At 66.2% G+C, this 26,027-nt stretch carries 27 protein-coding genes; 7 read left to right on the top strand and 20 right to left on the bottom strand.

Annotation, left to right across the window (positions count from 1 at the left end):
• Window positions 1–73: 73 nt before the first annotated feature.
• The 6 genes from AC1DSD_RS21655 to AC1DSD_RS21630 form a co-directional block, all read right to left on the bottom strand.
• On the bottom strand, window positions 74–1,405 hold the full coding sequence (locus AC1DSD_RS21655; RefSeq protein WP_478033015.1) for a FliI/YscN family ATPase: 1,332 nt from the start codon (window positions 1,403–1,405) through the stop codon (window positions 74–76).
• Between the two features lie 159 nt (window positions 1,406–1,564).
• Complete coding sequence (locus AC1DSD_RS21650; protein ID WP_478033014.1) at window positions 1,565–2,287, bottom strand: FliH/SctL family protein; 723 nt, start codon at window positions 2,285–2,287, stop codon at window positions 1,565–1,567.
• A complete protein-coding gene (fliG, locus tag AC1DSD_RS21645) occupies window positions 2,280–3,290 on the bottom strand; it encodes a flagellar motor switch protein FliG (protein ID WP_478033012.1) in 1,011 nt (336 codons plus the stop codon). Before fliG ends, AC1DSD_RS21650 begins: the two co-directional genes overlap by 8 nt.
• Window positions 3,290–5,008 (bottom strand): flagellar basal-body MS-ring/collar protein FliF, encoded by a 1,719-nt coding sequence (gene fliF / locus AC1DSD_RS21640; RefSeq protein WP_478033011.1) that lies wholly within the window; start codon window positions 5,006–5,008, stop codon window positions 3,290–3,292. The genes fliG and fliF overlap by 1 nt, the downstream gene beginning before the upstream one ends.
• Before the next feature lie 8 nt (window positions 5,009–5,016).
• On the bottom strand, window positions 5,017–5,385 hold the full coding sequence (gene fliE / locus AC1DSD_RS21635) for a flagellar hook-basal body complex protein FliE (RefSeq protein ID WP_478033010.1): 369 nt from the start codon (window positions 5,383–5,385) through the stop codon (window positions 5,017–5,019).
• Window positions 5,382–6,635 carry a sigma-54 interaction domain-containing protein gene (locus AC1DSD_RS21630; RefSeq protein WP_478033009.1) on the bottom strand — a complete coding sequence of 418 codons (1,254 nt, stop codon included), beginning with the start codon at window positions 6,633–6,635 and terminating at the stop codon, window positions 5,382–5,384. Before AC1DSD_RS21630 ends, fliE begins: the two co-directional genes overlap by 4 nt.
• A 239-nt stretch (window positions 6,636–6,874) precedes the next feature.
• Between AC1DSD_RS21630 and AC1DSD_RS21625 the strand changes: the two genes are divergently transcribed.
• Both AC1DSD_RS21625 and AC1DSD_RS21620 read left to right on the top strand, forming a co-directional pair.
• Window positions 6,875–7,696: a flagellin N-terminal helical domain-containing protein gene (locus tag AC1DSD_RS21625; RefSeq protein ID WP_478033008.1), complete on the top strand. Its 822-nt coding sequence runs from the start codon at window positions 6,875–6,877 to the stop codon at window positions 7,694–7,696.
• Window positions 7,697–7,910: 214 nt separating this feature from the next.
• Entirely contained in the window at window positions 7,911–8,735 is an 825-nt protein-coding gene (locus AC1DSD_RS21620; protein WP_478033007.1) for a flagellin N-terminal helical domain-containing protein, read from the top strand.
• Between the two features lie 283 nt (window positions 8,736–9,018).
• Here AC1DSD_RS21620 and AC1DSD_RS21615 read toward each other — a convergent pair whose 3' ends face one another.
• A complete protein-coding gene (locus tag AC1DSD_RS21615) occupies window positions 9,019–9,987 on the bottom strand; it encodes an NADPH:quinone oxidoreductase family protein (RefSeq protein ID WP_478033005.1) in 969 nt (322 codons plus the stop codon).
• Window positions 9,988–10,082: 95 nt separating this feature from the next.
• On the opposite strand from AC1DSD_RS21615, the gene AC1DSD_RS21610 reads away from it, so the two are divergent.
• Entirely contained in the window at window positions 10,083–11,105 is a 1,023-nt protein-coding gene (locus tag AC1DSD_RS21610) for an NAD-dependent epimerase/dehydratase family protein (protein ID WP_478033004.1), read from the top strand.
• A gap of 346 nt (window positions 11,106–11,451) precedes the next feature.
• Window positions 11,452–11,733, top strand: coding sequence for a hypothetical protein (locus tag AC1DSD_RS21605; protein ID WP_478033003.1), 282 nt, complete (start codon window positions 11,452–11,454; stop codon window positions 11,731–11,733).
• 286 nt (window positions 11,734–12,019) lie between these two features.
• Here the strand turns inward: AC1DSD_RS21605 and AC1DSD_RS21600 are convergent, their stop codons facing one another.
• The 5 genes from AC1DSD_RS21600 to AC1DSD_RS21580 all read right to left on the bottom strand — a co-directional run bounded on the left by AC1DSD_RS21600 (window position 12,020) and on the right by AC1DSD_RS21580 (window position 16,210).
• The gene (locus AC1DSD_RS21600) at window positions 12,020–12,688 is read right to left on the bottom strand and encodes a glutathione S-transferase family protein (protein ID WP_478033002.1); all 669 of its coding nucleotides are present in this window, start codon (window positions 12,686–12,688) and stop codon (window positions 12,020–12,022) included.
• A complete protein-coding gene (locus AC1DSD_RS21595) occupies window positions 12,688–13,146 on the bottom strand; it encodes an SRPBCC family protein (protein WP_478033000.1) in 459 nt (152 codons plus the stop codon). Before AC1DSD_RS21595 ends, AC1DSD_RS21600 begins: the two co-directional genes overlap by 1 nt.
• Entirely contained in the window at window positions 13,143–13,460 is a 318-nt protein-coding gene (locus AC1DSD_RS21590; RefSeq protein ID WP_478032999.1) for an ArsR/SmtB family transcription factor, read from the bottom strand. Before AC1DSD_RS21590 ends, AC1DSD_RS21595 begins: the two co-directional genes overlap by 4 nt.
• 58 nt (window positions 13,461–13,518) lie before the next feature.
• Window positions 13,519–14,076, bottom strand: a complete 558-nt coding sequence (locus AC1DSD_RS21585) for a sugar O-acetyltransferase (protein WP_478032998.1) — start codon at window positions 14,074–14,076, stop codon at window positions 13,519–13,521.
• Between the two features lie 97 nt (window positions 14,077–14,173).
• Window positions 14,174–16,210: a M13 family metallopeptidase gene (locus AC1DSD_RS21580; protein WP_478032997.1), complete on the bottom strand. Its 2,037-nt coding sequence runs from the start codon at window positions 16,208–16,210 to the stop codon at window positions 14,174–14,176.
• Window positions 16,211–16,310: 100 nt separating this feature from the next.
• On the opposite strand from AC1DSD_RS21580, the gene AC1DSD_RS21575 reads away from it, so the two are divergent.
• Window positions 16,311–16,781 (top strand): lasso peptide biosynthesis B2 protein, encoded by a 471-nt coding sequence (locus AC1DSD_RS21575; protein WP_478032995.1) that lies wholly within the window; start codon window positions 16,311–16,313, stop codon window positions 16,779–16,781.
• A 100-nt stretch (window positions 16,782–16,881) separates the two neighbouring features.
• Window positions 16,882–18,027, top strand: coding sequence for a threonine aldolase family protein (locus AC1DSD_RS21570; RefSeq protein WP_478032994.1), 1,146 nt, complete (start codon window positions 16,882–16,884; stop codon window positions 18,025–18,027).
• A 165-nt stretch (window positions 18,028–18,192) separates the two neighbouring features.
• On the opposite strand, the gene AC1DSD_RS21565 is transcribed toward AC1DSD_RS21570, so the two are convergent.
• Both AC1DSD_RS21565 and acs read right to left on the bottom strand, forming a co-directional pair.
• Window positions 18,193–18,687: an O-acetyl-ADP-ribose deacetylase gene (locus AC1DSD_RS21565; RefSeq protein ID WP_478032993.1), complete on the bottom strand. Its 495-nt coding sequence runs from the start codon at window positions 18,685–18,687 to the stop codon at window positions 18,193–18,195.
• Entirely contained in the window at window positions 18,687–20,624 is a 1,938-nt protein-coding gene (acs, locus tag AC1DSD_RS21560; protein ID WP_478032992.1) for an acetate--CoA ligase, read from the bottom strand. The genes AC1DSD_RS21565 and acs overlap by 1 nt, the downstream gene beginning before the upstream one ends.
• A 175-nt stretch (window positions 20,625–20,799) precedes the next feature.
• On the opposite strand from acs, the gene AC1DSD_RS21555 reads away from it, so the two are divergent.
• A complete protein-coding gene (locus AC1DSD_RS21555; protein WP_478032991.1) occupies window positions 20,800–21,456 on the top strand; it encodes a TMEM175 family protein in 657 nt (218 codons plus the stop codon).
• 4 nt (window positions 21,457–21,460) lie between these two features.
• On the opposite strand, the gene AC1DSD_RS21550 is transcribed toward AC1DSD_RS21555, so the two are convergent.
• Genes AC1DSD_RS21550 through AC1DSD_RS21525 form a run of 6 tightly spaced genes read right to left on the bottom strand, consistent with a single transcriptional unit; the run spans window position 21,461 to window position 25,792 of the window.
• Complete coding sequence (locus AC1DSD_RS21550) at window positions 21,461–22,072, bottom strand: hypothetical protein (RefSeq protein WP_478032990.1); 612 nt, start codon at window positions 22,070–22,072, stop codon at window positions 21,461–21,463.
• Window position 22,073: 1 nt separating this feature from the next.
• Window positions 22,074–22,493, bottom strand: coding sequence for a 6,7-dimethyl-8-ribityllumazine synthase (gene ribH / locus AC1DSD_RS21545; protein ID WP_478032988.1), 420 nt, complete (start codon window positions 22,491–22,493; stop codon window positions 22,074–22,076).
• Window positions 22,493–23,779, bottom strand: a complete 1,287-nt coding sequence (ribB, locus tag AC1DSD_RS21540; protein ID WP_478032987.1) for a 3,4-dihydroxy-2-butanone-4-phosphate synthase — start codon at window positions 23,777–23,779, stop codon at window positions 22,493–22,495. The genes ribH and ribB overlap by 1 nt, the downstream gene beginning before the upstream one ends.
• Window positions 23,780–23,837: 58 nt before the next feature.
• Window positions 23,838–24,443 (bottom strand): riboflavin synthase, encoded by a 606-nt coding sequence (locus AC1DSD_RS21535; RefSeq protein WP_478032986.1) that lies wholly within the window; start codon window positions 24,441–24,443, stop codon window positions 23,838–23,840.
• Window positions 24,444–24,473: 30 nt separating this feature from the next.
• Entirely contained in the window at window positions 24,474–25,424 is a 951-nt protein-coding gene (gene ribD, locus AC1DSD_RS21530) for a bifunctional diaminohydroxyphosphoribosylaminopyrimidine deaminase/5-amino-6-(5-phosphoribosylamino)uracil reductase RibD (protein WP_478032984.1), read from the bottom strand.
• Window positions 25,425–25,441: 17 nt separating this feature from the next.
• Window positions 25,442–25,792 (bottom strand): hypothetical protein, encoded by a 351-nt coding sequence (locus AC1DSD_RS21525; protein ID WP_478032983.1) that lies wholly within the window; start codon window positions 25,790–25,792, stop codon window positions 25,442–25,444.
• Between the last annotated feature and the right edge of the window lie 235 nt (window positions 25,793–26,027).

Here is a 26,027-nt window from a genome sequence, read left to right as displayed (position 1 = left end):
CCCCCACCCGGCCGCCCATAGAATAATGGTATTGGGCGGCCGGGTGGGGGTGCGGGCCGGCACCGCCCTCATATCAAACATTTCCAAAGACGCCGATCAATTCGGCGACCGCGTCGGGCAACGAGACCTTGGTGTCGGCGTCCTGGCGGATATATTCCATCACGGCAGGATGATAGGCGATCGCCGCGTCGATCTCCGGATCGACCCCGCCGCGATAGGCGCCCATCAGCACCAGGTCGCGATTTTCCTCATAGGTGGCGAGGTGGCGACGCAGGATGCGCGCGGCGGCGATATGCTCGGCCGGCACGATGTCGGTCATCACCCGGCTGACCGACGGGCCGAGATCGATCGCCGGATACACGCCGCGTTCGGCAAGCGCGCGGCTCAGCACGATATGGCCGTCGAGGATCGAGCGCGCGCTGTCGACCACGGGATCGTTGCCGTCGTCGCCATCGGCGAGCACGGTATAGATAGCGGTGATCGATCCGCCGGTATTGACGTCAGTGCCGGCGCGCTCGATCAGATTGGGCAGCATCGCGATCGCCGATGGCGGATAGCCGCGCGCGGAGGCGGGCTCGCCCAAGGCGAGGCCGATCTCACGCCCGGCATGCGCCACGCGAGTCAGCGAATCCATGATCAGCAGGACTTTCTTGCCCTCGGCGCGAAAACCTTCGGCAATCGCGGTAGCGCGCAGCGCGCCGCGGATGCGCAGCACCGGCGAATGGTTGGCGGGCACCGCGACGACGACCGAGCGCGCGCGCGCCTCTCCGGCGACCTTGGTCTCGAGGAAATCGGCAACTTCGCGACTGCGTTCGCCGATCAGGCCGATGACGACGACGTCTGCTTGCGCGGCGCGGACCATCATCCCGAGCAGCACCGATTTACCGACGCCCGATCCGGCCATGATGCCAACGCGCTGGCCCTGGCCGATCGTCAGCAGTCCGTTGATCGCACGCACGCCGACGTCCATCGGCTGGAGCACGCGGCCGCGATCGAGCGGACCTTGCAGTTTGCCGGCTAGCGGCCAATGCTGGGCGCCGCGGATTGGCCCCAGCCCATCGATCGGCTTGCCCGCGCCATCGACCACGCGGCCGAGCAATGCGGCACCGACTTCGGCGGCGCCTGGCGCGCCGACCGGGCGGACCGGCGATTGCGGGAGCAAAGCGGCGGGACCGCCGAGATTCATCAGCAAGGTGCGGCCATTGCGGAAGCCGATCACTTCGGCCTCGACCTTGGCGCCGCCGGCGGCGCCGACCTGACACACCGTGCCGACCGACAGGTTGAGCCCGACCGCTTCCATCAGCAGCCCGTCGAACGACGCCAGGCGGCCCGATATCTTGGGCTGCGGCACGAAGTCGGCGGTGCCAAGGCTTTCGAGATAGTCTTCGGCGAAGCGGTTCAGCATCTTAAAATCCTCCCCGTTTACGGGGAGGGGGACCAAGCCGCGCAGCGGCTTGGTGGAGGGGGCGAGCCCCAAGCGATGTAGGCGAGGAGAACCCCCTCCACCACGCGCTAGCGCGCGCGGTCCCCCTCCCCGTGCCGGGGAGGATTTGCGAAACGATCATCATTCCGGCAACGCCGCGCGGTCGATCGCCTGGGCGAGTTGCTCGATCCACAGATCCGGTCCGTCCTCGACGATCGTCGCCGCGGATTCGAGCACGAAATGACCGCGCTCGACCTTGATGTCGCCGGCGGCGAAGATGTTGGCCGGCAGATGGCCGTCGACCAGCGGCATGTCCTCGGGGTTGAGCCGCAGCACCGCCGATTCGGCGTCGTCGGCGAGCATGCCGGCGGCGACCGCGACGCGGCGATTGAGCAGATCGGCGTCGACGCCCGCCTCGCCGACCATGTGGCGGACCAATTGCATCACCGTCTGGCGGAGATGGCCGGCCAGCCGGTCGCGGTCGATGCGGCGATCGTCGTTGATCGCGGCGATCAGGCCATCGATCAAGGCGCGGTCGCGCGCCGCATTGGCGGCGATCTGGGCCATCGCCGCGGCGACGCCTTCGTCATAGCCGGCAGCCCTGGCGGTCGCGATCGGATCGACGAAGCCTGACGGCTGTTGCGTGGTGTCGAACGGATCCCAGCCCTCGGTCGGATCCTCCTGGCGATCCGCCGGCTCGAAATGCCGCGGCCGCGCATCGGGCGCGGGCGGCGGTTCGGGAGTCATGTCGCGCGGCGAGAAAGCCACCCCCTTGGCCGCGAAGGCACGGCGCAGCGCGGCGCCCGCCTGATCGTGGCGGCTGGCGAACCCGGCGACGAAGTCGTTGAGCGGGCGGTCAGACATAGTCGTCGTCGCCGCCCATCATGATGGTGCCGTCCTTGGCGAGCGCGCGGGCAAGCTGGATGATCGCCTTTTGCGCGTCGAGCACTTCGCTGAGCTTCATCGGGCCGCGCGCTTCCATCTCGTCGCGGATGCCGTCGGCGGCGCGCGACGACATGCAACCGAGGAAGCGGTTGCGCGTCGCCTCGTCCACGCCCTTGAGCGCGCGCGTGAGCAAGTCGCTGTCGATATTGCGGATGAGCGTACCGAGATTCTTGTCGTCCATGTCGAGCAGATTCTCGAACACGAACAAAGCCTCCTCGATCGCCTTGGCGACTTCGCGGTCGATCTTGAACAATTTGGGCATGACGCGCTGTTCGGTGGTCTTGCGCGCGCCCGACAGGATGCGGGCGGCTTCCTTGGTGCCGCCGAGCATCACCCCGGCCGACTGGCCGCCAGCGCCGCTACGATTGGCGAGCATGGTGCGGAGCGTATCGACCGCCTCGGGCGTGATCGGCCCCAGCCGCGCGACGCGGTGGAGGATTTCGGGCTGCGACGCATCGGGCAGCAATTCGAGTACCTGGCCGGCGACGTCCTGGTCGAGATTAGCGATGACCACCGCGGCGATCTGGGGATGTTCCTTCTCGATCATCGCCGCGATCTCGGCCGCGTCCATCCAGTCGAGCAGGTCGATCTGGCATTGCGCGTCGGGCGGGGTGATCCGCGCCAGCACGCTATCGGCCTTTTCGGGGCCGAGCGCACGGGTCATCATCGTCTCGATGAGCGGCTTCGGGTCGAACCCGATCGCGGTGCGATCGCGTGCTTTGCCGACAAAATCGTCGAGCACCATCTGCACCTCGGGCTCGCCGACATCGGCGACGGCGAACATCGCCTTGCCGAGCTGGCGGACTTCCTCGGGGTCGAGCTTCTGGAGGATGGCCGCGGCCTCCTCCTCGCCGACCAGCATCATCAGCACGGCGGCGCGTTCGACGCCCGAATAGGCGCGGAAAGAGGCGGGAGCGTTCATCAGCGGGCGTCCGATTTGATCATGTCACGCACCGCCAGCGCGGCGCGCGTCGGGTTGTCGCGGGTGAAGCCGCGGACCATCCCGATCCGGTCGTCGAAATTCTGCGCGCTTTCGAGCGCGTCGATGCTGACCGGCTGGCCGTTGGGGCCACTGCCGGTGCCGGCCGCCATCGGCGAACCGATCCCGAAGGTCGCATTGAGGTCACGTCCACCGCGCCCGGCATCGTCGCGCTTCTTCATCAGCGCTTTGGATAGCGGGCGAACGCCGAGCATCAGCACCAGCAAGGCGATGACGATCGCGGTAACGTTGCGCAGGACCATCGCCAGCCAGCCGCTTTCGTACCAGGGCTGGCCACCGCCGAGATCAGGCGCCGCGGCGAAGCGGCGGCTGATCACGGTGACCTGGTCGCCGCGCGCGGTGTTGGCGCCGACCGCCGAATTCACCAATTGCGTGATCTGCTGCATCTCGACCGGCGAGCGCGGCTTCGATCCTTCGACGTCGCGCAGCACGACCGCCACCGACAAGCGCTTGAGCGCGCCCGGGGCATTGCGGGTGACCGAGACTTCGCGGCCGAGATCATAGGCACGGGCATAGCTGTCGCTCGCCTTGGCCGTGTCGGGCATCACCGGCGAGTTGGCGGCACCGGCCGCGGCGGCAGGCGCGCCCGCCGCTCCGGCCGCCGGCGTCGCGCCGGGAGCGGGGGTCGGCGTGGGCGTCGGCGTCGCGACCGTGGTCGGCGGCGGCGGGGTGTTCGACAATGCCCCCGGAATTCCGCCCGGCGGCTGCGCGCTGGGAGCGTCCTTGTTGGTCCAATTGCCCTGCTCGGCGCGCAGCGCACCGGCCTTGTCATAGCTTTCGCGCGTCGAGCTGGTGTCGTCGAGATTGACGTCGGCGGTCACTTCGGCGGTGAAATTGCCCGCGCCGACCAACGGCGTCAGCAACTGGCTGAGCTGCTCGCGATATTTCTGTTCGACCTGGCGCTGGTAGCGCACCGCGGCGTCGTTGCTGTCGCTGCCGGCGCCCGGCTTGGACAAGAGCGCGCCCATCTGGTCGACGATGGTGACATCGTCGGGCTTCATCCCCGGCACCGACGAGGCGACGAGATTGATGATCGACGAGACCTGCGCGTCGCTGAGCGCGCGGCCGGCCTGGAGCTTGACCATGACGCTGGCCGATGGCGCGGCATTGTCGCGCACGAACACAGTGTTTTCCGGCACGGCGAGATGCACCCGCGCTTCGGCAACGGCGTCGATATCCTGGATCGAGCGGGCAAGCTCGGTCTCGCGCGCCTGGCGCAACCGTTCGCCTTCCACCGCGCGGCTGACACCCATCGGCAGATTGTCGAGGATCGCGTAGCCGCCCGGCGCCGCCTTGGGCAGCCCCTGGCCGGCGAGCAGCATCCGCGCCTTGGAATATTCGTCCTCGTTGACGGTCAGCGCGTCGGTCGATTCGTCGATCCGGCCGGTGATGCCGCCGGTCTTGAGCGCGGCCATGACTTGCGACTTGTCGCTGTCGGGCAAGCCCGTGAACAGAGTCTTCTGCGTCGGCGTCGACAGCATGAACCAGGCGAGCGCGGCGGACGCGATCAGCCCGACCATCAGGATCATCGGCAAGCTGCGGCGGATCGCGGGTTGACCGAGCAGGCCCTGGACCTGCTTCAGCGGATTGGCGAAACGCTCGGCGGCGAGCGGGGCGGATTGGGTGAGTTCGTTGCTCATGGCCTATCTCAAACCGGCATGCTCATAATGTCCTTATAAGCGGACAAGAGCTTGTTCCTGACTTGCAAGGTCGCTTCGAAGCTGACCGACGCCTCCTGGCGGGCCAGCATCACCTTGGCGATGTCGATCGTCTCGCCGCGTTCGTACGAAGCGGAGATGTCCGACGCGCGGTTCTGGCTGTCGTTGACGCTGTTGAGCGCGCTGGTCAGCGAGTCCGCGAAACTGGCGGGTCCGGCCGGCTGGACCGTGGCGGGCGCGGCCGTCGGCCCCGCCGCCCCGGCACGCGCCAGCGCCGTATTGCGCTCCAGGATCTGCGCGCGCAGCGCCATCACCCGGTCGACGCTCATCGCGCCGCCAATGCCATTGATGCCGCTCATGCCCACATCCTCGTAATATCTTCACCCTGCTCGCGCGCTCTGGCGAGACGGTAGCGAAGCGTGCGTTCGGAAATGCCCAGCCGGCGCGCGGTCTCGATCCGGCTGCCGCCACAGGCGGCAAGCGTTTCGCGGATCGCCTGGAACTCGCTGAACTGGACGACATTGGCGAGCGTGTCGGCGCTGCGCCCGGGGACCGGATCGGCCTTGGGCTCGGGACGGCGGTCGAACACGATATGGTTCGCACCGATCGTGTCGCCGGCGGCAAACAGCAAAGCGCGCTGGATCACATTTTCGAGTTCGCGGACATTGCCCGGCCAGTCGTGCGCCATCAGCGTGTCGATCGCGCCCTGGTCAGGCCAGGGGATCGACTGGCGCGTGCCCGAATGGCGCAGGATCATCGCGGCGGCGAGCGCGGGAATGTCCTGCGGGCGATCGGCCAGCGAGCGCGTGGTCAGCGGGAATACCGACAGACGGTAATAAAGGTCGGAGCGGAAGCGGCCGGCGGCGACTTCCTCGTGCAGGTCGCGGTTGGCGCAGGCGATGATGCGGACGTCGATCGGGATCGGCGTCGATGCGCCGATCGGGATGACTTCGCGCTCCTGCAGCACGCGGAGCAATTTGGACTGGAGCTGAAGCGGCATCTCGGCGATCTCGTCGAGCAGCAGGGTGCCGCCCTCGGCCGCGCGGAAAAAGCCTTCGCCCGCCGCACTGGCGCCGGTGAAGGCGCCCTTCTGATGGCCGAACAGCAAGGCTTCGAGCATGGTTTCCGGGAGCGCCGCGCAATTGATCGCGACGAACGGCTTGTCGCGACGGCGCGATTTCAGGTGGATGGTGCGCGCCAGCACTTCCTTGCCGGTGCCGGTCGGGCCGTTGATCAATACCGTGATGTCGGCATCGGCGACGCGCTCGGCCAGCGCGAACAGCGCCAGGCTCTCGGGGTCGGCGGCGGTCGGCGCCTCGGGGCCGGCGGCATAAGCATAAGCGAAAGCCGATCCGATCGCATTGTCGGCCGGACCGAAAGAGAGGCGCGTGGGCGTACCGCCCGTTCCGCGCCGGAACCCGCGCCCTTCGCTGCCGATGACCAGAGTGCGGTCGGCGATCGGCGGCGTCTCGCCTTCCATCACCAGGAAGACGTCGCTCGCCTGCGGCCGGGCATCGCCCTCGGCAACCGCCAGGCCCTGCGCACGCAGCGAAGAGACCAAGGCATATTTTTGCCGCATCACCAGGTCGGATGGAAAGATCGAACGCATGTATTCCCCCTTCGTCGAAGAGGGACATGCCCGGAACTTGGTAAACGAGACGTAAACCATCCGGCAACGGCGGCAAAAAATTACCGCGCGGCGACCCGAAATGGGGGTGACCGGCAAAGGACCGGCAATTTTTTGCCTAAAGCCCGGCAAATACCTGCCGTTCTCCGGTTCAGACGGCTCGGCCCCTCGCACTATTCGGGGGAGAGGCGGGGATCGTCGTAGCAAGTGGAGACACGGACATGACTGTTATCGGAAGCAACGTTTCGGCGCTTCGTGCGACGAATGCCTCTAACCAGGCGAACCTGGCCCTCTCGACGGCGATGAACCGCCTGTCGACCGGTCAGCGCATCAACTCGGCCAAGGACGACGCCGCCGGCCTCGCCATCTCGGCCTCGATGACTGCCCAGATCAAGGGCATGAACCAGGGCGTGCGCAACGCCAATGACGGCATCTCGATGGCGCAGACCGGTGAAGGCGCGCTGGACGAGGTCAACAACATGCTGCAGCGTATGCGTGAGCTCGCGGTGCAGTCGGCCAACGGCACCTATTCGACCACCGACGCCGCCAACATCACGGCGGAGCAGGACGCTCTGTCCGCTCAGATCGGCTCGATCATCACCAACACCGCGTTCAACGGCAAGAACCTGTTCGCCACTGCGTCGAACACCGTTTCGGTCCAGGCCGGCGCCAACACGGCCGACGCGATCTCGGTCGACTTCACCCAGCTCAACGCCGGCACGACCAAGCTGTCGGCCGTGGTCGACTTCGCGGCCAGCAAGATGAAGACCGGCCTGGCGCTGAGCGCGTTCGACGACGCGATCAACGAAGTGTCGACGACCCGCGCGGGTCTCGGTGCCAGCCAGAACCGTCTGCAGTCGGCGGTCAACAACCTGACCAGCAACGCGACCAACCTGACCGACGCGCGCAGCCGCATCCAGGACGCCGACTTCTCGTCGGAATCGACCAACCTGGCGAAGGCGCAGATCCTCGCCCAGGCGTCGACCTCGATGCTGGCCCAGGCCAACCAGTCGCAGCAGGGCGTGCTCAAGCTGCTCGGCTAATGAAGGATCCTGCCCAGTCCCATCCCCCCGAGGGCTGGGCAGGACAGGCTTCGAGTGAAGCGTACCAGAAGATCCCGGCGGCCCAACCGCCGCCGGGATTTTCATGGTGACGAAAAAATTTACTTAAACGGTCGCGAAAGCGGTCGTTCGTTGCTGTCGACGGCTCGACCTTCTGCCTTGGGGGTGGCGGGGAGCGTCAGCAACGGAGACCATTATGACCGTTATCGGTAGCAATATTTCCGCGCTTCGAGCGCAGAATGCTTCGACCAAAGCCAACGACGCATTGTCGACGGCCATGAACCGCCTGTCCACCGGCATGCGCATCAACTCGGCCAAGGACGACGCCGCCGGCCTCGCCATCTCGGCCTCGATGACCTCGCAGATCCGCGGCATGAACCAGGGCGTGCGCAACGCCAATGACGGCATCTCGATGGCGCAGACCGCTGAAGGCGCGCTCGACGAAGTCACCAACATGCTCCAGCGTATGCGCGAGCTTGCGGTGCAGGGCGCCAACGGCACCTATTCGACCACCGACGCCGCCAACATCACGGCGGAGCAGGACGCGCTGGGCGCGCAGATCAGCTCGATCGTCGCCAACACCAGCTATAACGGCAAGAATCTGTTCGCGACCGCGACGAACAACGTGACGATCCAGGCGGGCGCCAATTCGAGCGACACCGTCCAGATGTCGTTCAGCCAGCTCAACGCCGCGACGACCAAGCTGTCGGCCGTCGTCGATTTCACCGCCAACAAGATGAAGACTGGCCTGACGCTGAGCGCGTTCGACGATGCGATCGCCGAAGTGTCGACGACCCGCGCCGGCCTCGGCGCCGCGCAGAACCGTCTGCAGTCGGCGGTCAACAATCTGACCAACAATTCGACCAACCTGACCGATGCGCGCAGCCGCATCCAGGATGCCGACTTCTCGGCCGAATCGACCAACCTCGCCAAGGCCCAGATCCTGAGCCAGGCGTCGACGGCGATGCTGGCCCAGGCGAACCAGAGCTCGCAAGGCGTGCTCAAACTGCTGGGCGGCTGAGGCGCGTAAGCGCCACAGGCGTACGGCCTCGGCACCAACCCCCCTTCACAGGGTGTCGGGGCCGACCACGAACCCCGGCGGTCTTCGCGACCGCCGGGGTTTCTTGTTTTTTGCGTGTTTATCGGAGGCGTTCACGATCAGCTTCGTCCGTCATGCCGGCCTTGTGCCGGCATCCACTGTGCAGCACCTCTATCGGCTCGTTGGTTTGCGGCCCGGTGGACGCCGGCACAGGGCCGGCGTGACGATTCAGCTTGGCCGGATTCAGCTCTTGGGTGCGGATACGCTACGGCTCGATCACGATCTTGCCGACCATCCGGCTGTCGCGCATCGCCTCGAATGCCGCGCGCCAGTCGGCCAGCGCGTATCGGCTATCGACCCGCGGGCGGATGCGGCCTTCTGCCGCCAGCGCCCAGATCGCGTCCTGATTCTCGCGGCCCTTGTCGGGGAAGCGGCGGCCATATTCGCCGGCGCGGACGCCGATCACCGAAAATCCCTTGATCAGCGGGATGTTGGTCGCGACGCTGGCGATCCGTCCCGAGGTGAAGCCGATCACCAGCAACCGGCCGCCGAACGCGATGCTGCGCGTGCTTTCGTCGAACACGTCGCCACCGACGGGGTCGAAGATCACATCGGCACCACTGCCGGTGATCTCCTTGACCGCCTCACGAAAGCCCGGCGCCGGCAAGGCAGCGTCGACCATATAGTCCGCCGCCAATGTCGCGAGCTTGTCCGGCGAGCGCGACGTCGCGATGACCCGCGCGCCGAGCGCCTTGGCCAGATCGACCGCGGCCAGCCCGACCCCGCCGGTCGCGCCGTGGACCAGCACCCACTCGCCGGGCTGGACATTGGCGCAGCGCACCAGCGAGACATAAGCGGTGTTATAGGCAGCCCCGACGCTCGCGCCCGCGGCGAAATCGAGATTGGCGGGAAGCCGCCGCACGCTGCGCGCATCGACGGCAACCAATTCGGCGAACCCGCCGAGCCGCGTCCCCGCGACCACCGCGTCGCCCGGCGCGAAGCCGCTATCGCTATCGGCTTCGATGACATCGCCCGCGACTTCCATGCCGGGAACGAACGGCAGATCGGGCTTCAGCTGATATCTGCCCTCGGTCATCAACAGATCGGGAAAGTTGAGCGACGCCGCGCGGACCCGGATCAGCACTTGCCCCGGTGTCCGCACCGGATCGGGTAGCTCGGCCAGCGCGCAGCCGGCGAAATCGGGACCGAGTTCGGAGACGAGCAGCGCTTTCATCGCCCTGCTCTCCCCCTTGGGCAGGCGCCGGTCAATCACTGACACGTTGCGGATTGAAACCAATCTGCTAGCCAGACGTGCAACAGGAGAGACATATGGCAGGCGTGGTTCTGGTCACCGGGGGCAGCGGCTATATCGCCGGCTTCACCATCCGCCAGCTGATCGAGCAAGGCTGGACGGTCCGCGCCACCATCCGCAGCCTTGGCCGCGAAGCCGAGGTCCGCGACTGGCTCAAGGTCGACAATGACCGCCTGTCCTTCTTCGCCGCCGATCTGACCGGCAACGCCGGCTGGGCCGAGGCGATGGCCGGGTGCAGCCATGTCGTCCACATGGCCTCCCCCATCCCATTGCACAACGTGAAGGACGAGAATGAGTTGATCGTCCCGGCGCGCGACGGCGCGTTGCGCGCGCTCCGTTTCGCTCGCGATGCCGGGGTCACGCGGCTGGTGATGACCTCGTCGGTGGCGGCGATCTTCTATGGCCGCGCGGAGGGCAAAGACAGTTTCACCGAGGCCGACTGGACCGACGTAACTGCCAAGCAGGTCTCCGCTTATGCCAAGTCGAAAACGATCGCCGAGCGCGCCGCGCGCGACTGGATCGCGGCCGAGGGCGGCAGCCTGGAATTCGTCACGGTCAATCCCGGACTGGTCGTCGGGCCGTTGCTCGGCACCGATTTTTCGCCGTCGCTCGAAGTGGTAAAACGCGTGCTCGAGGGCGCCTATCCAGCCCTGCCCGATATCGGCCTGAACCTGGTCGATGTGCGCGACGTCGCCGACTTGCATGTCCGCGCGCTGTCCGCGCCCGATATTAGCGGCGAGCGTTTCATGGCGGTGGCGCCGCACGGTTTCCTCCGCCTGATGGAGATCGCCGCGATCCTGCGCGAGCGGCTGCCCGATCATGCCGGCAAGGTGCCGAAGCGGCGCATGCCCAATTGGGTGATGCGGATCGTGTCGCTGTTCGACCCCGCGGTGCGCCAATTGATCGGCGAACTCGGCAAGGTCCGCCACGCCGAACCGACTCACGCGATGGAAAAGCTCGGCTGGCGCCCGCGCGCCGCCGCCGACAGCGTGGTCGACACCGCCAACAGCCTGATCGCAATGGGCGTTTCGAAGGTTTAGCGCGTGATGACATGAGTTTGACCCGCCTTGACGGAGCGGATTTTGGCGCAGGGCGAGGAACGAGGAGCGGAGCGATGCAGAATGCATCGTGACCGACGAGAGACGCTGCSCTGCGYCAAAAGGYGCCCGCCGCTTTGCGGTTGCCCGGGCGCGCCCGCTGGTCTGCGTCGCGGYCCTTGCGCGTAGCGCCGCTACGCGCTGCACACCGCTCCTTGCCAGCGAACACGCCCGGGCAATCACGRCGMGKCAAACTCACGTCATCACGCTCTAAGTTGCCGAAGGCCGACGTCAGGTCTGGATTCGCCGTCACGCGCCCCCATCTCCGTAATACAAAAGGGGTATGGTGATGGTCAGCACATCGAACGACGGGATCATGACGGAATATTTCGTCAAATACGGGGTCATCAAAGCCGACAAACGCCATCGGCCCACCGAATTGCTCGAACTGCTCTACATCACCGACCGTTATCGCGCCGGCCAGGACCTCAAGAAAGCCAGAGCCGGCTACGATATTTCGGTGTGGCGCGGCGTCGACGCCGGCGAGATCGAGACGCGGCTGATCGATCTCGACCAATTCATGAAATCGCTCGCGCGTGACCGCGCCACCCTGTGGGGCGTGCCGAACTGAACTCGCCCGGCCCCGCCTGTTAAGCGTGGGCGGCTACTGGCTCCGCCACCTGCGTACTTAGCCCTCTCCCGCTTGCGGGAGAGGGAGGGGCCCGCCGCCGTAAGGCGGTGGGAGGGTGAGGGTCTTCTTTCTTCTTTTTGGGCGTCAACCGCTTGGAAGAAGGAAGAAGACCCCCACCCAACCTGCACCGGGTGAACAGCGCCCCGCGCTGTTCAGGTCATGCCGGGGGCATAACCGACCCGGCGCACCCGCTTGCGGGAGAGGGCGAACAAGGCAGCCGTTGGAACTAAGCTGCTTCCGCCATTGGGAACCGGTCGACCAGCACGACCCATTCCGTCGCCGCCATGCTCGGCCGCGCTTTCACCCGTTCGATCCAGGCGGCGAGATTGGCATACGGCGCGATCATCGCCGCGCCTTCGGTGAAATCGGGCATGAAGGCGAGATGCGGGATCAGCATCAGATCGGCCAGGCTGAGCGCCGGCCCCGCGATATAGTCCTGGTCGCCGAGCAGGCGCGCTAGCTCATCCACCACTTCCTGCGCGGCCGGGATCGCGGCGACCACCGCGGCGTCGTCTACCGCCATGCCGAACCGCGCCGCGACGAGGCGGGGGAAGGTCACCGCTCCGCTGAGCCGCGGCGCGACATAGGAATCGACGATCCCTATTACCTGGTTCATTCGCGCGCGCAGCCTGCAATCGGTCGGCGTCAGCGCCGGCTCCGGCGCGACCTGATCGACATAATCGAGGATCGCGCGCGTTTCGTAGAGGCGGAAATCGCCATGATCGAGCACCGGGATCTTGGCGAAGGGATGCAGCCGCGCTTTGTAATCGGGCGTCCGATTGCCGCCCATCGGCAAGGGATCAAGCCGCCAGGACAAGCCCTTTTCCTCCAACGCAAGCAACGGCGCGCGGACATAGGGGCTGCCGGGAATGCCGTGGATCACGAAGTCGCTCATCATGCGTCCTTTTCGGTAAGGTCAGCGAACAATTGCAGCAGGCCCGGCCAGCCGCCGCCGAGCTGCGCGGCGATGCGCTCGGCCGACTCGCCGAAGCGTTCGAGCCGGCTGTGAGTCAGCGTCACGCGGGTGCCGATTCCGTCGGGCACGAACGTCACGTCGACTTCAGTGGTGAGATTAGGATCGTGTTTGAACGCGGCATCGATCTGCCAGCCGAGCAACACGCGACCGGGCGGTTCCCAGGCGAGTACCTTGCCCCAGTCGGTCTCGACGCCATCCTCGTCGCGCTCGAACCAGCGCCCGCCGGCGCGCGGTTCGATCACCACCTCCTCGTGCGGCTTGGCGCCGATCGTCATGCCGCGCTTCCACCAGCGGCCGATCGACCCGGTGAACAGGGCAAAGGCGCGATCGGGCGGCACCGCGACGGTTACCGACTGGACGATCGGGGCAATGCTCATTCGGGGCTCTCCTGCTGGTCGGTAAAATCCTTGAACGCATTGAGCTGGTCGCCCCAGAAAAGGTCGAGCCAGTCGCGCAAGGCGCCCAGCCCGCGCGGATCGAGGCGGTAGACGCGGCGCGTGCCGTCGGGCGTGTCGGTCACCAACCCAGCCTCCTTCAGCACCTTGAGATGCTGCGACACGGCCGGCCGCGACACCGGCAGCCCGGCGGCGATCTCTCCCACCGCGCCGGGGCCAGCGCCGACGCGCTCGAAGATCGTCCGGCGCGTGGGGTCGGCGAGCGCGTTGAGGGCGACGGCGATTCGGTTAGCCATGACTTACGGTAAGTCATAACTTACATTTGAGTCAAGCGCCTCCGAAGACAGTGGTTGCTCAGCCGTCAAGCGAACGGATGACCTTGGCCGGCACGCCGGCGACCAGACTGTTCGGCGGAACATCCTTGGTCACAACCGCTCCCGCCGCGACCACCGAATTCTCGCCGACGGTGACGCCGCCGATGATCGTCGCGCCGGCGGCGATCCACACATTGCGTTCGATCACGATCGGCGCCGCGGTCACGCCGTCGCGGCGCCGCGAGGGCTCGAGCGGATGGCCCGAAGTGATGATGCTGACGTTCGGGCCGATCAGCACGTCGTCGCCGATATCGACCCCGCCCAGATCGTAGATCGTGCAATTCTGGTTGATGAACACGTTGCGCCCGACCCGGATGTCGCTGCCATGCGCGGTGTAGAAAGGCGGGATCAGCATGAAGCTGGCGTCGACCGGGCGGCCGATCAAGTCGCTGAACACTCGCCGGATCTCATCGCCATCGGCATAGGTCAGGCGGTTGAGGATGGGCGTGATCGCCATCGCGCGCTGGGTGTTCGCCGCCATCGCCGCCGATTCGGGCGTGCGGCGGTGGATCATGATCGTGCGATCCTTGTTCGACATTCGGGATACCTCGTCGCGACTGGCGGCCTGTCCAGTAAAGAAGGGGCGCCCGCGATCGGATCGCGGACGCCCCCTTTAAGCTCGATATCTCGAATGCTTACCAGATATGGACGCGCTTTTCAGGCGGCAGATACAGCGCGTCGCCGGGCTTGATGTCGAACGCTTTGTACCAGGCGTCGACGTTGCGGACGATCCCGTTGACGCGGTACTTGGCCGGCGAATGCGGGTCGGTCAGCAGCAATTGGCGCTGCAGACCTTCGCGCAGCTTCGCCTGCCAGGCCTGGGCATAAGCGAGGAAGAAGCGCTGGTCGCCGGTCAGGCCGCCGATCACCGGCGCCTTGCCGTGCTTCGCCTGATAGAGCTGATAAGCGGCGTAAGCGGTTTCGACGCCGCTCAGATCGCCGATATTCTCACCGAGCGTGAGCTTGCCGTTGATCTTGGTCCCCGGGATCGCTTCATAACCGTCATATTGCGCGGCGAGCGCGGCGGTATGCTCGGTGTAGGATTTCTTCGCGCCGTCGGTCCACCAATTCTCGAACTTGCCGGTCGGGCCGAACTGGCTGCCCTGATCGTCGAAACCATGGCCCATTTCGTGGCCGATGATTGCGCCGATCGCCCCGTAATTGACCGCCGCATCGGCATTGGGATCGAAATATGGCGGCTGCAGGATCGCTGCCGGGAAGGTGATCTGGTTGGCGAGCGGGTTGTAATAGGCGTTCACCGTCTGCGGCGTCATGCCCCACAAACTGCGGTCGACCGGCTTGGGGAAACGCTGCAGGTCGAGCTGATGATCGAATTCGGCCGAGCGCATTGCATTGCCGAGCAGGTCGCCGCGATCGACGCGGAGCGACGAATAGTCGATATATTTGTCCGGGTTGCCGATGCGCGGTTCGAACGCGGTCAGCTTGACCAGCGCCGCCTTGCGGGTGGCTTCATCCATCCAGGCCGACTTGGCGATCTTTTCGCCATAAGCCGCGCGCAGATTCTCGATCAGCTCGGCCATCTTGGCCTTGCTCGACGCCGGGAAATATTGCTCGACATAGAGCTTGCCCACCGCCTCGCCGAGCGCGCCATTGGTCATCTGCACGCCGCGCTTCCAGCGGTCGCGCTTGACCTGCACGCCCGACAGCGTCTTCGAATAAAAGTCGAACCGCGCGTCGTCGAACGCCTTGGGCAGGAAGGTCGCGTGGTCGCTGACGAAGTGGAAGGCGAGATAGTCCTTCCACGTCTGCAGCGGCGTCGCGGTCATGATCTTGCCCATCGCGGTCAGCGCGGTGTTGTTGGTCATCAGCACCTTGGGCGACGACTCGAGGCCGGCGGTCTTGAGCATCAGCGCCCAGTCGAACTCGGGTGCCTTGGCCTTGAGCCCGGCGAGATCCTCGGGGTCGTTGAGCTTGGCGATGTCGCGGCTCTGCTCGGGCGACCATTGCTCCTTGGCCATCGCGGTTTCGAGCGCGAAGATCGCATCGGCCTTGGCCCCCGCATTGGGAATGCCGGCCAATTCCTGCATCTGCTGGATATAGGCGCGATACGCCTTGCGGAACGCGTCGTACTTCTCGCCCGGCAGCAGGTAGAAATCGCGCGGCATGCCCAGGCCACCCTGGCCCGCGACCGCGGTATAATGCTCGGGATCCGACAGGCTGGGGATCGTGCCGAGTTCGACCGGCGAGGCATAACCGGTCGACGCGAACAGGGTCTGCAGGCCGGTCAGGTCGCTGACCGCCGCGATCTTGCCGAGATAGGGTTTGAGCGGCGCGGTGCCCTTGGCCTCGATGCCGGCTTCGTCCATCCAGCTCGCGTAGAAATCGCCGACCTGCTTGCCGGTCGCGCCGTATTTGGCGGGATTGGCGGCCATGTCGTCGAGGATCTTGCGGACGTTGACCTCGGCCTCGTCGCTCAGGATGTTGCCGTAACCGACAGATCCCTTGTCGGCCGGGATTTCGGTCCGCTTGGCCCAGGCGCCATTGGCGTAGGTCCAGAAATCGTCGCCGGCCTTGACCGCTTTATCCTGCGTGGTGAGGTCGATGCCGAACGCGCCGTAGCGCGGCGTCGCCGTCATCTTGGCCACTGCCGGAATCGCAATCGCCAGCGCCGCGGCGCTGATCGCCAGCCGGCCCAAAACCTTCTTGTTCATTTTATGAAAACTCCCGCCCTACGTGTATTATCCAAATATAGCGGCGGGCCAAAGCGCGCGCAATCGACTTCGCCAACAAACCCTGTCAGTCATCGGCATCATGGCGCGCGATATTCTGCACAAAATGAAGACGCTGGCGGGGGTGGGGTGGCGGCGCCAATTGTTGGTCGCGGAGGCCTGCGCCAGCATGTTCGCGGCGCGGATGCTCTTGCTCGTCCTGCCGTTTTCGCGAGTCGCGCGGCGGCTGGGCGACTTCGTCACCCCCGCCGACCCGCGCGTCGCCCAGCGCGCGGCGGCGACCACCCCGGACCAGGCGGCGACCGCGCGCACGATCGGCTGGGCAGTCCGCTCGGCCGCTCCGTTCATGCCGTTCCGCTCGGTCTGCCTGCAACAGGCGATGGCCGCGCACACGATGCTGCGGCGGCGCGGAATCGCCAGCGTGATGCATTTCGGCGCACGCCCGAACGACAAACGCGCGATCGATGCCCATGCCTGGCTCGACGCGGCGGGAGTCAAGGTGACCGGCTATCCGATCCCGCGCGACATGGGCGAGATTGCCTGTTTCGTGTGAAGCGATCGGCTTCCCCAATAATCGCGCTCGCCTTCGTCATTCGAGGCCGTACATTCACCCAAAATAACGTTTCCGCACCGTTTTGTACCGGGGAGCCTCCATGCTGTTCGATCGACGCCATCTGCTCCAGGCCGCGCTCGCTGCCGGCATTGCCGTCCCGCTGCGCGCTCAGAATTACGGCGCCGCGGCCAAGCCGGCCGATTTCCCCCCGGTCGACGCGCGCAGCGTTTGGCTGGTGGGCGACGATGCGTCGCGCAGCCCGTCGGACACCGTCGCCCAGTTGGCAACACTGGCAGGCAAACCAGGCAAGATTCGCGATTCCTACCTGACAGGCGGCGCCGTCGAGGATCTCGAGCAGGCATTTGCCGCCTTGCTCGGGAAGGAGGCCGGCGCCTTCCTGCCCACCGGGACGCTCGCCAACAACGTCGCATTGCGCGTGCTGTGCGGCGAGCATCCACATGCCTTCTGCCAGGCCGACAGCCATCTCTATCGCGACGAAAGCGATACGGCGCAGCGGCTGTCCGGGGTCAACCTGGTGCCGCTGGGGTCGGGCCATGCCGCGCCGACGATTGCCGAGCTGACCGCCGCGTTCGACGCGGCCGAGAAAGGGCCCTTTCCGCTCAAGGTCGGCGCGATCTCGCTCGAAAGCCCGGTGCGCCGGCTCGACGGCCAGATGATCGCACCGGCTAACCTGGCGGCGATCGCGGCGCTGGCAAAGGCGCACAATACGCGCCTGCATCTGGATGGCGCGCGATTGCTGCTGGCGCCACCGTCGATCGACGTGAAAGCTTATGCCGCGCCGTTCGATACCGTCTACGTCTCGCTCTACAAATATCTCGGCGCTCCATTCGGCGCGGTGCTTGCCGGGACCGCCGCCGATATCGCCCGCGCCCGCGAGTGGCGGCATCTTTACGGCGGGATGATTTATCAGGGCTGGGCGCCGGCGCTGCTGGCGCTCGACGGTCTCAAGACGTTCCCGGCGGCGATCGCGCGCGCGCACGCCCGGGTCGACGAATTGATGACGGCGCTCGAGCACGAGAAGCTGGCGACGCGCCGGGCCTCGCCGGCACCGTCCAACATCCATTTCCTGGAGATGCCGGAAGCGCGTGCCACCGCCGCGTTCGAGCGCGGGCGCGTCGCCGGTATTCGGTTGGGTCGTTGGAAGGAAGGCGCAATCCCGCTCTACGCCAACTCGACGATCCTGCGGCGCGAGACAGCCGAGTATGTCGCTTTGTTCAAGACCTGACCGCGCCGTGAGTTTGAGGTGGCGGTGGAAACCCACCCACCAAGCGTCATGCCGGGCTTGTCCCGGCATCCACCGCGCAGCATCGCCTCAGCTCGATGGTGGAGGAGTGGACCCCGGGACAAGCCCGGGGTGACGACTGTCAGAATGGCACCGCCGTCCGCCCAACTACTCGTCCAGGCCCGCTCGGTAGAGTTCGAACGTCTCTTCATCGAACGCCACCAGCAGGATGCGGTCAAAGCGGTCCACCGCAGCCATCGTCTCGCGCACCGCGATCGCAGCCGCTTCATCGCGCGGATAACCGTAAATACCGGTGCTGATTGCCGGAAAAGCGATCGTGCGCGCGCCCAGTCCCTCTGCCACCTTTAGGCTTTCGCGATAGCAACTCGCCAGCGTCTCCGCCTCACCCTTGCCCCCGCCATTCCACACCGGCCCGACGGTGTGGATCACATGGCGCGCGGGCAGGCGATAGCCTTTGGTCGCCTTGGCCTGGCCAGGCTTGCAGCCGTGGAGCATGCGGCATTCGGCGACCAGTTCGGGCCCGGCCGCGCGATGGATCGCGCCGTCGACCCCACCGCCACCGAGCAGCGACGCATTGGCGGCGTTGACGATCGCGTCGACCTCGAGCCGCGTGATGTCGCCGCGAACCGCCTCGACCGGCATCAACCGACCCGGTTCGTCACCAGATCGTCGACCACCGCGGGATCGGCCAGGGTCGAGATGTCGCCCAGGTTCGACACATCGCCCTCGGCGATCTTGCGCAGGATGCGGCGCATGATCTTGCCCGATCGCGTCTTGGGCAGACCCGGCGCGAACTGCACCGCGTCGGGCGAGGCGATCGGGCCGATCTCGGTCCGTACCCATTGCACCAATTCCTTGCGCAACGCCTCGCTCGGCTCTTCGCCGGCATTGAGCGTGACGTACGCGTAGATGCCCTGCCCCTTGATGTCGTGCGGGAAGCCGACCACCGCCGCCTCGGCCACCTTGGCATGGAGCACCAACGCGCTCTCGACCTCGGCGGTGCCCATGCGGTGGCCGCTGACGTTGATCACATCGTCGACGCGGCCGGTGATCCAATAATAGCCGTCCTCGTCGCGGCGGCAGCCGTCACCGGTGAAATACTTTCCGGGATAGGTGGTGAAATAGGTCTGGAAGAAGCGGTCGTGATCGCCCCAGACGCTGCGCATCTGCCCCGGCCAACTCCTGGCGATGACCAGATTGCCTTCGGTCGCGCCGTTGAGGACATTGCCGTCGCTATCGACGATCTGCGGATCGACCCCGGGGAACGGCAAGGTCGCGCTGCCGGGCTTGAGGTCGACGGCGCCGGGCAGGGGCGTGATCATGTGCCCCCCGGTCTCGGTCTGCCACCAGGTGTCGACGATCGGGCAACGCCCCTCGCCGACCACTTCATGATACCAGCGCCACGCCTCGGGATTGATCGGCTCGCCGACCGTGCCGAGCAGCTTCAGGGACTGGCGGCTGGTCCGCGTCACGTAATCGTCGCCTTCGCGCATCAGGGCGCGGAGCGCGGTCGGCGCGGTGTAGATGATCTCGACTTGGTGACGATCGACAACCTGCCAGATGCGGCTGGCGTCGGGCCAATTGGGCACGCCTTCGAACATCAGGCTGGTCGCGCCGTTGGCGAGCGGGCCGTAGAGGATATAGCTGTGCCCGGTGACCCAGCCGATATCCGCCGCGCACCAATAGATCTGGCCGGGCCGGTAATCGAAGGTCAGTTCGTGGCTGAGGCTGACCCAGACGAGATAGCCGGCGGTGGTATGGAGCACGCCCTTGGGCTTGCCGGTCGATCCCGAGGTATAGAGGATGAACAGCGGGTCCTCCGCATTCATCGGTTCGGGCCGGCACTCGGCGGACGCCTGCTCGACCAGGTCGTGATACCATAGATCGCCGTCGCCCATCGCGACGTCGCCGCCGGTCGCCTTGACGACGATGACCTTGTTCAGTCCCGGCGCATGGCGGCGCGCGGCATCGACATTGGCCTTGAGCGGGACCTTCTTGCCACCGCGCCGGCCTTCGTCGGCGGTGATCACCAAAGTCGATCCGCAATCCTCGATTCGCCCGGCCAGCGCTTCGGGCGAGAAGCCGCCGAACACCACCGAATGGATCGCGCCGATCCTGGCACAGGCCAGGATCGCGACCGCCGCTTCGGGAATCATCGGCATGTAGATGGTGACGCGATCGCCCTTGGCGACGCCCTGGTCCTTCAGCGCATTGGCGAAACGGCAGACGTCGCGGTGGAGCTCGCGATAGGTGATGCGACGCGGCTGTTCGCTGGGATCGTCGGGCTCCCAGATCAGCGCCACCGTCTCGCCGCGCGTGGCGAGATGACGGTCGAGGCAATTGGCCGCTGCGTTGAGCACGCCGTCCGCGAACCAGCTGATGCGGAAATCGTCCTGGCCGAACGACCAGTCGCCGGCCATTTCCGGCCGCTTTATCCAGTCGAGCCGGCGCGCCTGTTCGAGCCAGAAGGTGCCAGGATCGGCCAGGCTGCGCCCGTGCAGCCTTTCATACGCCGCGCGATTGACCTTCGCACGCTTGGCCCAATCGGCCGGTACTGGATAGACGCTCTGCTCGGACATGCTCTCTCCTTAGGGCGGCATGCCGCTCTAATCGTTTGTGGTCGCATCGCGTCGCGGAAATCCGTTGCCCACTTTTTTCCGCACGATGCTCGAACGCCCTCCCTATTGGCGGCAGCGATGCGTGCTTGGCAAGCGCCGCGGCGCCATGCCAGATAGCATTTCCAGGGGGATACAAATGAGCGACGGGCCGAACGACCAGCCGATGCATCACGGTGCGCCGGCGCATGCGCTAGAACGGCTGGTATTCTTTTCCGACGCGGTGTTCGCGATTTCGATCACCTTGCTGGTCATCGAGCTCAAGGTGCCGGCGCTGCCCTACGCCGCATCAGACATCGCCTTCCTGGCGGCGCTCGCCCATCTGACGCCGCATTTCATCGGCTTTTTCGTCTCCTTCTTCGTGATCGGTGCGTTCTGGAGCGGGCATCACCGCGCATTCGATTGCGCGCGGCATTGGTCGCCCAAATTGCTGATGCCCAATCTGTTCCTGTTATGCTCGGTGGCGGGGATGCCGTTCTTCACCGCTTTGGTCAGCGATTATTATGGCAGGCTGGTGCCGGCCGTCGCCTATTCCGGCTGGCTGCTGCTCGTTGCCATCTGCAATCTGTGGAACAACAGCATGGCGGTGGCGCCCCCGGTCGCGGCCGACGATCTCGACCCCGAATATGCCGCGCTGATCCGGCGGCGCGGCTGGGCGGTGATCCTCGGGACGGCGACCGCCTTGCTGTTCTGCTTCGTCAATCCCTGGTTCGGCCAGCCGGCGCTGATGTCGATGCCCTTGTGGCGCAAGTTGCTGGATTATCTGCACCGGCGCGGTGTGATCCGGACGGTGTGACCGGTCAGCGGGTCCGCGCCGCCAGCCGGTCGAGCCACGGCGTCGCGACCAGGTTGACCTGACGCGCCAGCACGATTGCGATCACCCCGACCACGATCCCCGGCCAACCGAGCGTCACGGTGAACAGCACGGCGCCGACCGCCAGCGCCAGCGCGACCAGCATCGCCAGTCCCAACTCGCGCTCGCCGTCCGGATCGAGCGCAATCGCCCGCGGCGCGCGGCTGTCGTAGAAGCGCGCGGTCTTGAGCACCAATCGGCCGTCGCTATCGCGGGTATCGCCGCAGACCGTGGCGGCGACGTTCCGCAGCAGCTCGGGTGGCCCTGCCACCAGATTGGGGGCGCGTTGCGGAAGAGCGGAGGGGACCGGCGGGTCCAGCGTCATTCCCGGTTGGGCCGACCTGTCGGCAAAATCACCAGGCGATGGCGCGGTGTCGGACCAATCGTCCGCCGCCGTGTCCCCGAAAGGCAGATCGGACGGGTCGACGTCCTCGACCGGCACCGGATCGGTATAGGCCGCCATCGCCGGCGGCCGCCGCCCCGCCCAGGTGTCGATCACCTGCAGCCGGCCGCCGCGCTCGATCACGCGATAGCGCGACGGCGGCGGCCCGGATGGCATGTCAGCCGAATTTCTGCCGAAGGTCGAGCATCGCCAGCGCCGCCTTGGCCGCGCCGCCGCCCTTGTCGGCCTGATCGGGATCGGCGCGATAGATCGCCTGCGCCTCGTTCTCGGTGGTGAGGATGCCGTTGCCGATCGCGATGCCGTCCATCGTCAGCGCCATGATGCCGCGCGCGCTTTCATTCGAGACGATCTCGAAATGATAGGTCTCGCCGCGAATCACCACACCGATCGCGACATAAGCGTCATAGCGCCCGGTCTCCGCCGCCAGCGCGAGCGCGCCGGGGATTTCGAGCGCGCCGGGGACGGTCACCGTCTCGTGCGCATGCCCCGCTTCCTCGATCGCGCGGCGCGCGCCGGCGAGCAGCATGTCGTTGAGATGGTCGTAGAAGCGCGCTTCGACGATCAATATCCGCGCCATCAATCCAGTCCCCCAATGTCGATCGCGCGTTCTCCTACGATAGACAGGCCATAGCCGTCCAATGCGACGAGTATGTGATGCGTGTTGGTCAACAGGATCATGTCCTCGACCCCCAATTCGGTCAGGATTTGCGCGCCGACACCATAGTCGCGCAATTCGTCGGGCATCGGCGCGCCGGCCTTGTGCTCCAGCGCCTGGCTGAACCCGGTCGCGCCCGATGGCGACAACAATACGACAACGCCCGCGCCCGCCTTGCCGATGATCTCCATCGAGCGTTCGAGCAGCCCGGCGCGCTTGCCTTCCTCTCCGAACAAGTCAGCGAACACGCTCATCGCGTGCATCCGGACCAGGGTCGGCTTGTCGGGGTCGAGATGCCCCTTGATCAGCGCGATTTGCTCGGTGCCGGTGGCCTTGTTGTAATAGGTCCGGGCGGTCCACTCGCCGCCCCAGCGGCTGGTGAAGCGCGCCTCGGCGCGGCGCTCGACGAGATGGTCGTGCTGACGACGATAGGCGATCAGGTCGCGGATCGTGCCGATCTTGAGCTTGTGCTCCTGCGCGAAAGCGATCAGGTCGTCCATCCGCGCCATCGTGCCATCGTCCTTCATGACCTCGCAGATCACGCCCGACGGGTTGAGCCCGGCGAGCCGCGCGACGTCGACCGCGGCCTCGGTATGGCCGGCGCGGACGAGGACACCGCCGTCGCGCGCGATCAGCGGAAAGACATGGCCGGGCGAGACGATATCCTCCGCGCCCTTCGACGCGTCGATCGCGACCGATACGGTGCGCGCGCGATCGTGCGCCGAGATGCCGGTGGTGATCCCTTCGCGCGCCTCGATCGACGCGGTGAAGGCGGTACCGTGGCGAGTGCGATTGTTGCGCACCATTGGTTCGAGTTCGAGTTGCTTGATCCGCGCCTCGGTCAAGGTCAGGCAGATCAGCCCGCGGCCATAGCGCGCCATGAAGTTGATCGCGTCGGGGGTCGCCATTTGCGCCGGGATGATCAGATCGCCTTCATTCTCGCGATCCTCGTCATCGACCAGGATGGTCATGCGGCCGTTGCGCGCTTCCTCGATAATCTCCTCGATCGGGACCAACGCCGGGCGTTTGTCGCGCCGGTCGAGATAGACTTCCAGCTTGCGCAACGTATCGGCGGTCGGATTCCATTCCGGCTCGTCGAGCATGCGCAGCGAATTGGCGTGAAGCCCGGCAGCGCGGGCAAGCCCCGAGCGCGAAATACCGCCCGAGGAGACGAGATCGCGAACGCGATCGATCAGCATGGTGCTCATGATTGGCGAAATATCACACTGAAATGTGATGAGTCCAGCCACTAATCACATTGAAACGCTACTTTTCGAGAAGCGACCGCATACGGCTCAAATAGCGTGCGAGTACGTCGATCTCGATATTGACCGCCTGCCCGACCTCGATCGCGCCTAGTGTCGTCACCGCCTGAGTATGCGGGATCAGATTGACCGTGAACTCGGCGCCCTCCGTGCCGTCGCTGACCGTATTGACCGTCAGCGAAACGCCATCGACCGTCACCGATCCCTTGGCGGCGATATAGGGCGCGAGGTCGCGCGCGACACGGAAGGCGATCGTCTTCGAATCGCCCGAGGGCTCGACCCGCACCACTTCGGCGACCCCGTCGACATGGCCGGTGACGATATGCCCGCCGAGCTCGTCGCCCAGCTTCATCGCGCGTTCGAGGTTGAGCTTGCGTCCTTCGCTCCACTGCCCCTGCGCGGTGCGCGAGACGGTCTCGCCGGAAATGTCGACAGTGAACCAGCCCGGTCCTTTGTCGATCACGGTCAGACACACGCCGGAGCACGAGATCGACGCGCCGAGATCGACCCCATTGGTGTCATAAGCGGTTGCGACTACCGCGCGCAGGTCGCCACGATGCTCGATCGAGCGGATCGTGCCGATATCGGAGATGATGCCGGTGAACATCGCTAATTTCCCAAGCTGCGCCGACGATCGTCAGCGGGTGCGTTCGTAGATTTCCAGCCGGTCGATGCCCAACATCCGCGCGTCGTGCAACCGCCAGCGGCCATGCGCCTCGGCGAGATGGCCAAGCCCGATGTCGCCGAGCGCCGGACGGCCGCCCCCGATCAGGATCGGCGCGCGATAGAGCAGCAAGCGGTCGACCAGATCGTCGGCGAGGAAGGCCGAGGCGGCGCCGGCGCCGCCTTCGACCAGGACATGATCGATCTGCTCGAGCCCGGCGATCGCCGCGGGCGAGTCGACCCATTCCCAATGCTCCTGGTCGCCGCGATGGCGAGTCATCAGCAAGCGCCGCGGACTGTGCTGTTCGAGCCCGCCGAGCCGGACGTCGAGCCGCGGCGCATCGGCTTCGGCAGTGCCGCGCCCGACCAGGATCGCCTCGTGCCGCGCGCGTTCGAGATGCGCATGCGCGCGCGCCGCGTCTCCGGTGATCCATTTTGATTCGCCATCGGCGCGCGCGATGCAGCCGTCGAGCGAGGTGGCGAGCTTGAGCGTGACGTGCGGCCGTCCGGATTCGCGACGGGTGAGGAACCCGGCCATCGAGCGCCGCGCCTCCTCGGTCATCAGCCCTTCGGTCACCGCGATCCCGGCGGCGCGCAATCGCGCGATGCCCTGGCCATCAGTGCGCGGATCGGGGTCGCCCAGCGCGATCACGGCCTGGGCTACGCCAGCTTCGATCAATAGATCGCTGCATGCCGGCCCGCGCGGCGATTGGTGCGCGCAAGGTTCGAGCGTCACATAGACGGTCGCGCCTGCCGCAGCGTCGCCCGCCATCGCCAGCGCCATCGCCTCGGCATGCGGCCGCCCGCCGGGCTGGGTCCAGCCGCGCCCGACGACACGCCCATGCTTCACGATCACGCAGCCGACATTGGGATTGGGCGCCGTCCGCCCACGCCCGCGCTCGGCCAGCGCCAAGGCGGCACCCATGAAACGCGGGTCGGGACTCACAGCCAAGGCGACAATTTATCGTTCAGGCGCTTGAACGCGGCCTTTCTCTCGTCGTCTTCCTTCTTCTGCTTGGCGTCCTCGATCCTCTTCTTTTCGCCGTCGATCTTCTGCTGCGCGACGATCTCGGCATTGCTGCGGTCGGCGCGCCACGACTGGACGTAGATGATGGTCGGCCGCCGCCACTCGCGCTGGACGGTCGAACCGGCGGCGAAGGCCCCGACGATCAGGATGCAGAGCATCAGCGAGCCGAACAGGATCAGGATTTCGTATTTCTTGCGCGTGCCGAGATAGCGGCGCAGGTCGAGCAACGCGCGAAACGGATTGTAGCGGCCGAGGAAACTTCCCATCGGCCTAGGGCCTGTACTCAGTTACCGCGAGGTCGTGACGGAGCCGATTTTGGTGTCCGGCTAGGAGCAAGGAAGGAGCGATGCTTTTAGCATCGTGACCGACGCGCGACGACGTCCGGGCGGCAAAATCGGCCCGCCGCTTCGCGGTTGCCCGCAGGAGCCCGCCGAGCGTCGTCGCTTGCTGGCGCGTAGCTTCAGCTACGCGACTGCGCTGCGCTCCTAGTCGGCGGGCTCC

It is taken from the genome of Sphingomonas sp. P4_D12, from assembly GCF_056401895.1.
Note: the sequence above shows the minus strand (reverse complement) of the source record. Positions and strands in the feature narration are given on the sequence as shown.

Coding starts and splice junctions, on each gene's coding strand:
- AC1DSD_RS21655 (WP_478033015.1), bottom strand. CDS start 1,405: ATGCTGAACCGCTTCGCCGAAGACTATCTCGAAAGCCTTGGCACCGCC.
- AC1DSD_RS21650 (WP_478033014.1), bottom strand. CDS start 2,287: ATGTCTGACCGCCCGCTCAACGACTTCGTCGCCGGGTTCGCCAGCCGC.
- fliG (WP_478033012.1), bottom strand. CDS start 3,290: ATGAACGCTCCCGCCTCTTTCCGCGCCTATTCGGGCGTCGAACGCGCC.
- fliF (WP_478033011.1), bottom strand. CDS start 5,008: ATGAGCAACGAACTCACCCAATCCGCCCCGCTCGCCGCCGAGCGTTTC.
- fliE (WP_478033010.1), bottom strand. CDS start 5,385: ATGAGCGGCATCAATGGCATTGGCGGCGCGATGAGCGTCGACCGGGTG.
- AC1DSD_RS21630 (WP_478033009.1), bottom strand. CDS start 6,635: ATGCGTTCGATCTTTCCATCCGACCTGGTGATGCGGCAAAAATATGCC.
- AC1DSD_RS21625 (WP_478033008.1), top strand. CDS start 6,875: ATGACTGTTATCGGAAGCAACGTTTCGGCGCTTCGTGCGACGAATGCC.
- AC1DSD_RS21620 (WP_478033007.1), top strand. CDS start 7,911: ATGACCGTTATCGGTAGCAATATTTCCGCGCTTCGAGCGCAGAATGCT.
- AC1DSD_RS21615 (WP_478033005.1), bottom strand. CDS start 9,987: ATGAAAGCGCTGCTCGTCTCCGAACTCGGTCCCGATTTCGCCGGCTGC.
- AC1DSD_RS21610 (WP_478033004.1), top strand. CDS start 10,083: ATGGCAGGCGTGGTTCTGGTCACCGGGGGCAGCGGCTATATCGCCGGC.
- AC1DSD_RS21605 (WP_478033003.1), top strand. CDS start 11,452: ATGGTCAGCACATCGAACGACGGGATCATGACGGAATATTTCGTCAAA.
- AC1DSD_RS21600 (WP_478033002.1), bottom strand. CDS start 12,688: ATGAGCGACTTCGTGATCCACGGCATTCCCGGCAGCCCCTATGTCCGC.
- AC1DSD_RS21595 (WP_478033000.1), bottom strand. CDS start 13,146: ATGAGCATTGCCCCGATCGTCCAGTCGGTAACCGTCGCGGTGCCGCCC.
- AC1DSD_RS21590 (WP_478032999.1), bottom strand. CDS start 13,460: ATGGCTAACCGAATCGCCGTCGCCCTCAACGCGCTCGCCGACCCCACG.
- AC1DSD_RS21585 (WP_478032998.1), bottom strand. CDS start 14,076: ATGTCGAACAAGGATCGCACGATCATGATCCACCGCCGCACGCCCGAA.
- AC1DSD_RS21580 (WP_478032997.1), bottom strand. CDS start 16,210: ATGAACAAGAAGGTTTTGGGCCGGCTGGCGATCAGCGCCGCGGCGCTG.
- AC1DSD_RS21575 (WP_478032995.1), top strand. CDS start 16,311: ATGGCGCGCGATATTCTGCACAAAATGAAGACGCTGGCGGGGGTGGGG.
- AC1DSD_RS21570 (WP_478032994.1), top strand. CDS start 16,882: ATGCTGTTCGATCGACGCCATCTGCTCCAGGCCGCGCTCGCTGCCGGC.
- AC1DSD_RS21565 (WP_478032993.1), bottom strand. CDS start 18,687: ATGCCGGTCGAGGCGGTTCGCGGCGACATCACGCGGCTCGAGGTCGAC.
- acs (WP_478032992.1), bottom strand. CDS start 20,624: ATGTCCGAGCAGAGCGTCTATCCAGTACCGGCCGATTGGGCCAAGCGT.
- AC1DSD_RS21555 (WP_478032991.1), top strand. CDS start 20,800: ATGAGCGACGGGCCGAACGACCAGCCGATGCATCACGGTGCGCCGGCG.
- AC1DSD_RS21550 (WP_478032990.1), bottom strand. CDS start 22,072: ATGCCATCCGGGCCGCCGCCGTCGCGCTATCGCGTGATCGAGCGCGGC.
- ribH (WP_478032988.1), bottom strand. CDS start 22,493: ATGGCGCGGATATTGATCGTCGAAGCGCGCTTCTACGACCATCTCAAC.
- ribB (WP_478032987.1), bottom strand. CDS start 23,779: ATGAGCACCATGCTGATCGATCGCGTTCGCGATCTCGTCTCCTCGGGC.
- AC1DSD_RS21535 (WP_478032986.1), bottom strand. CDS start 24,443: ATGTTCACCGGCATCATCTCCGATATCGGCACGATCCGCTCGATCGAG.
- ribD (WP_478032984.1), bottom strand. CDS start 25,424: ATGGGTGCCGCCTTGGCGCTGGCCGAGCGCGGGCGTGGGCGGACGGCG.
- AC1DSD_RS21525 (WP_478032983.1), bottom strand. CDS start 25,792: ATGGGAAGTTTCCTCGGCCGCTACAATCCGTTTCGCGCGTTGCTCGAC.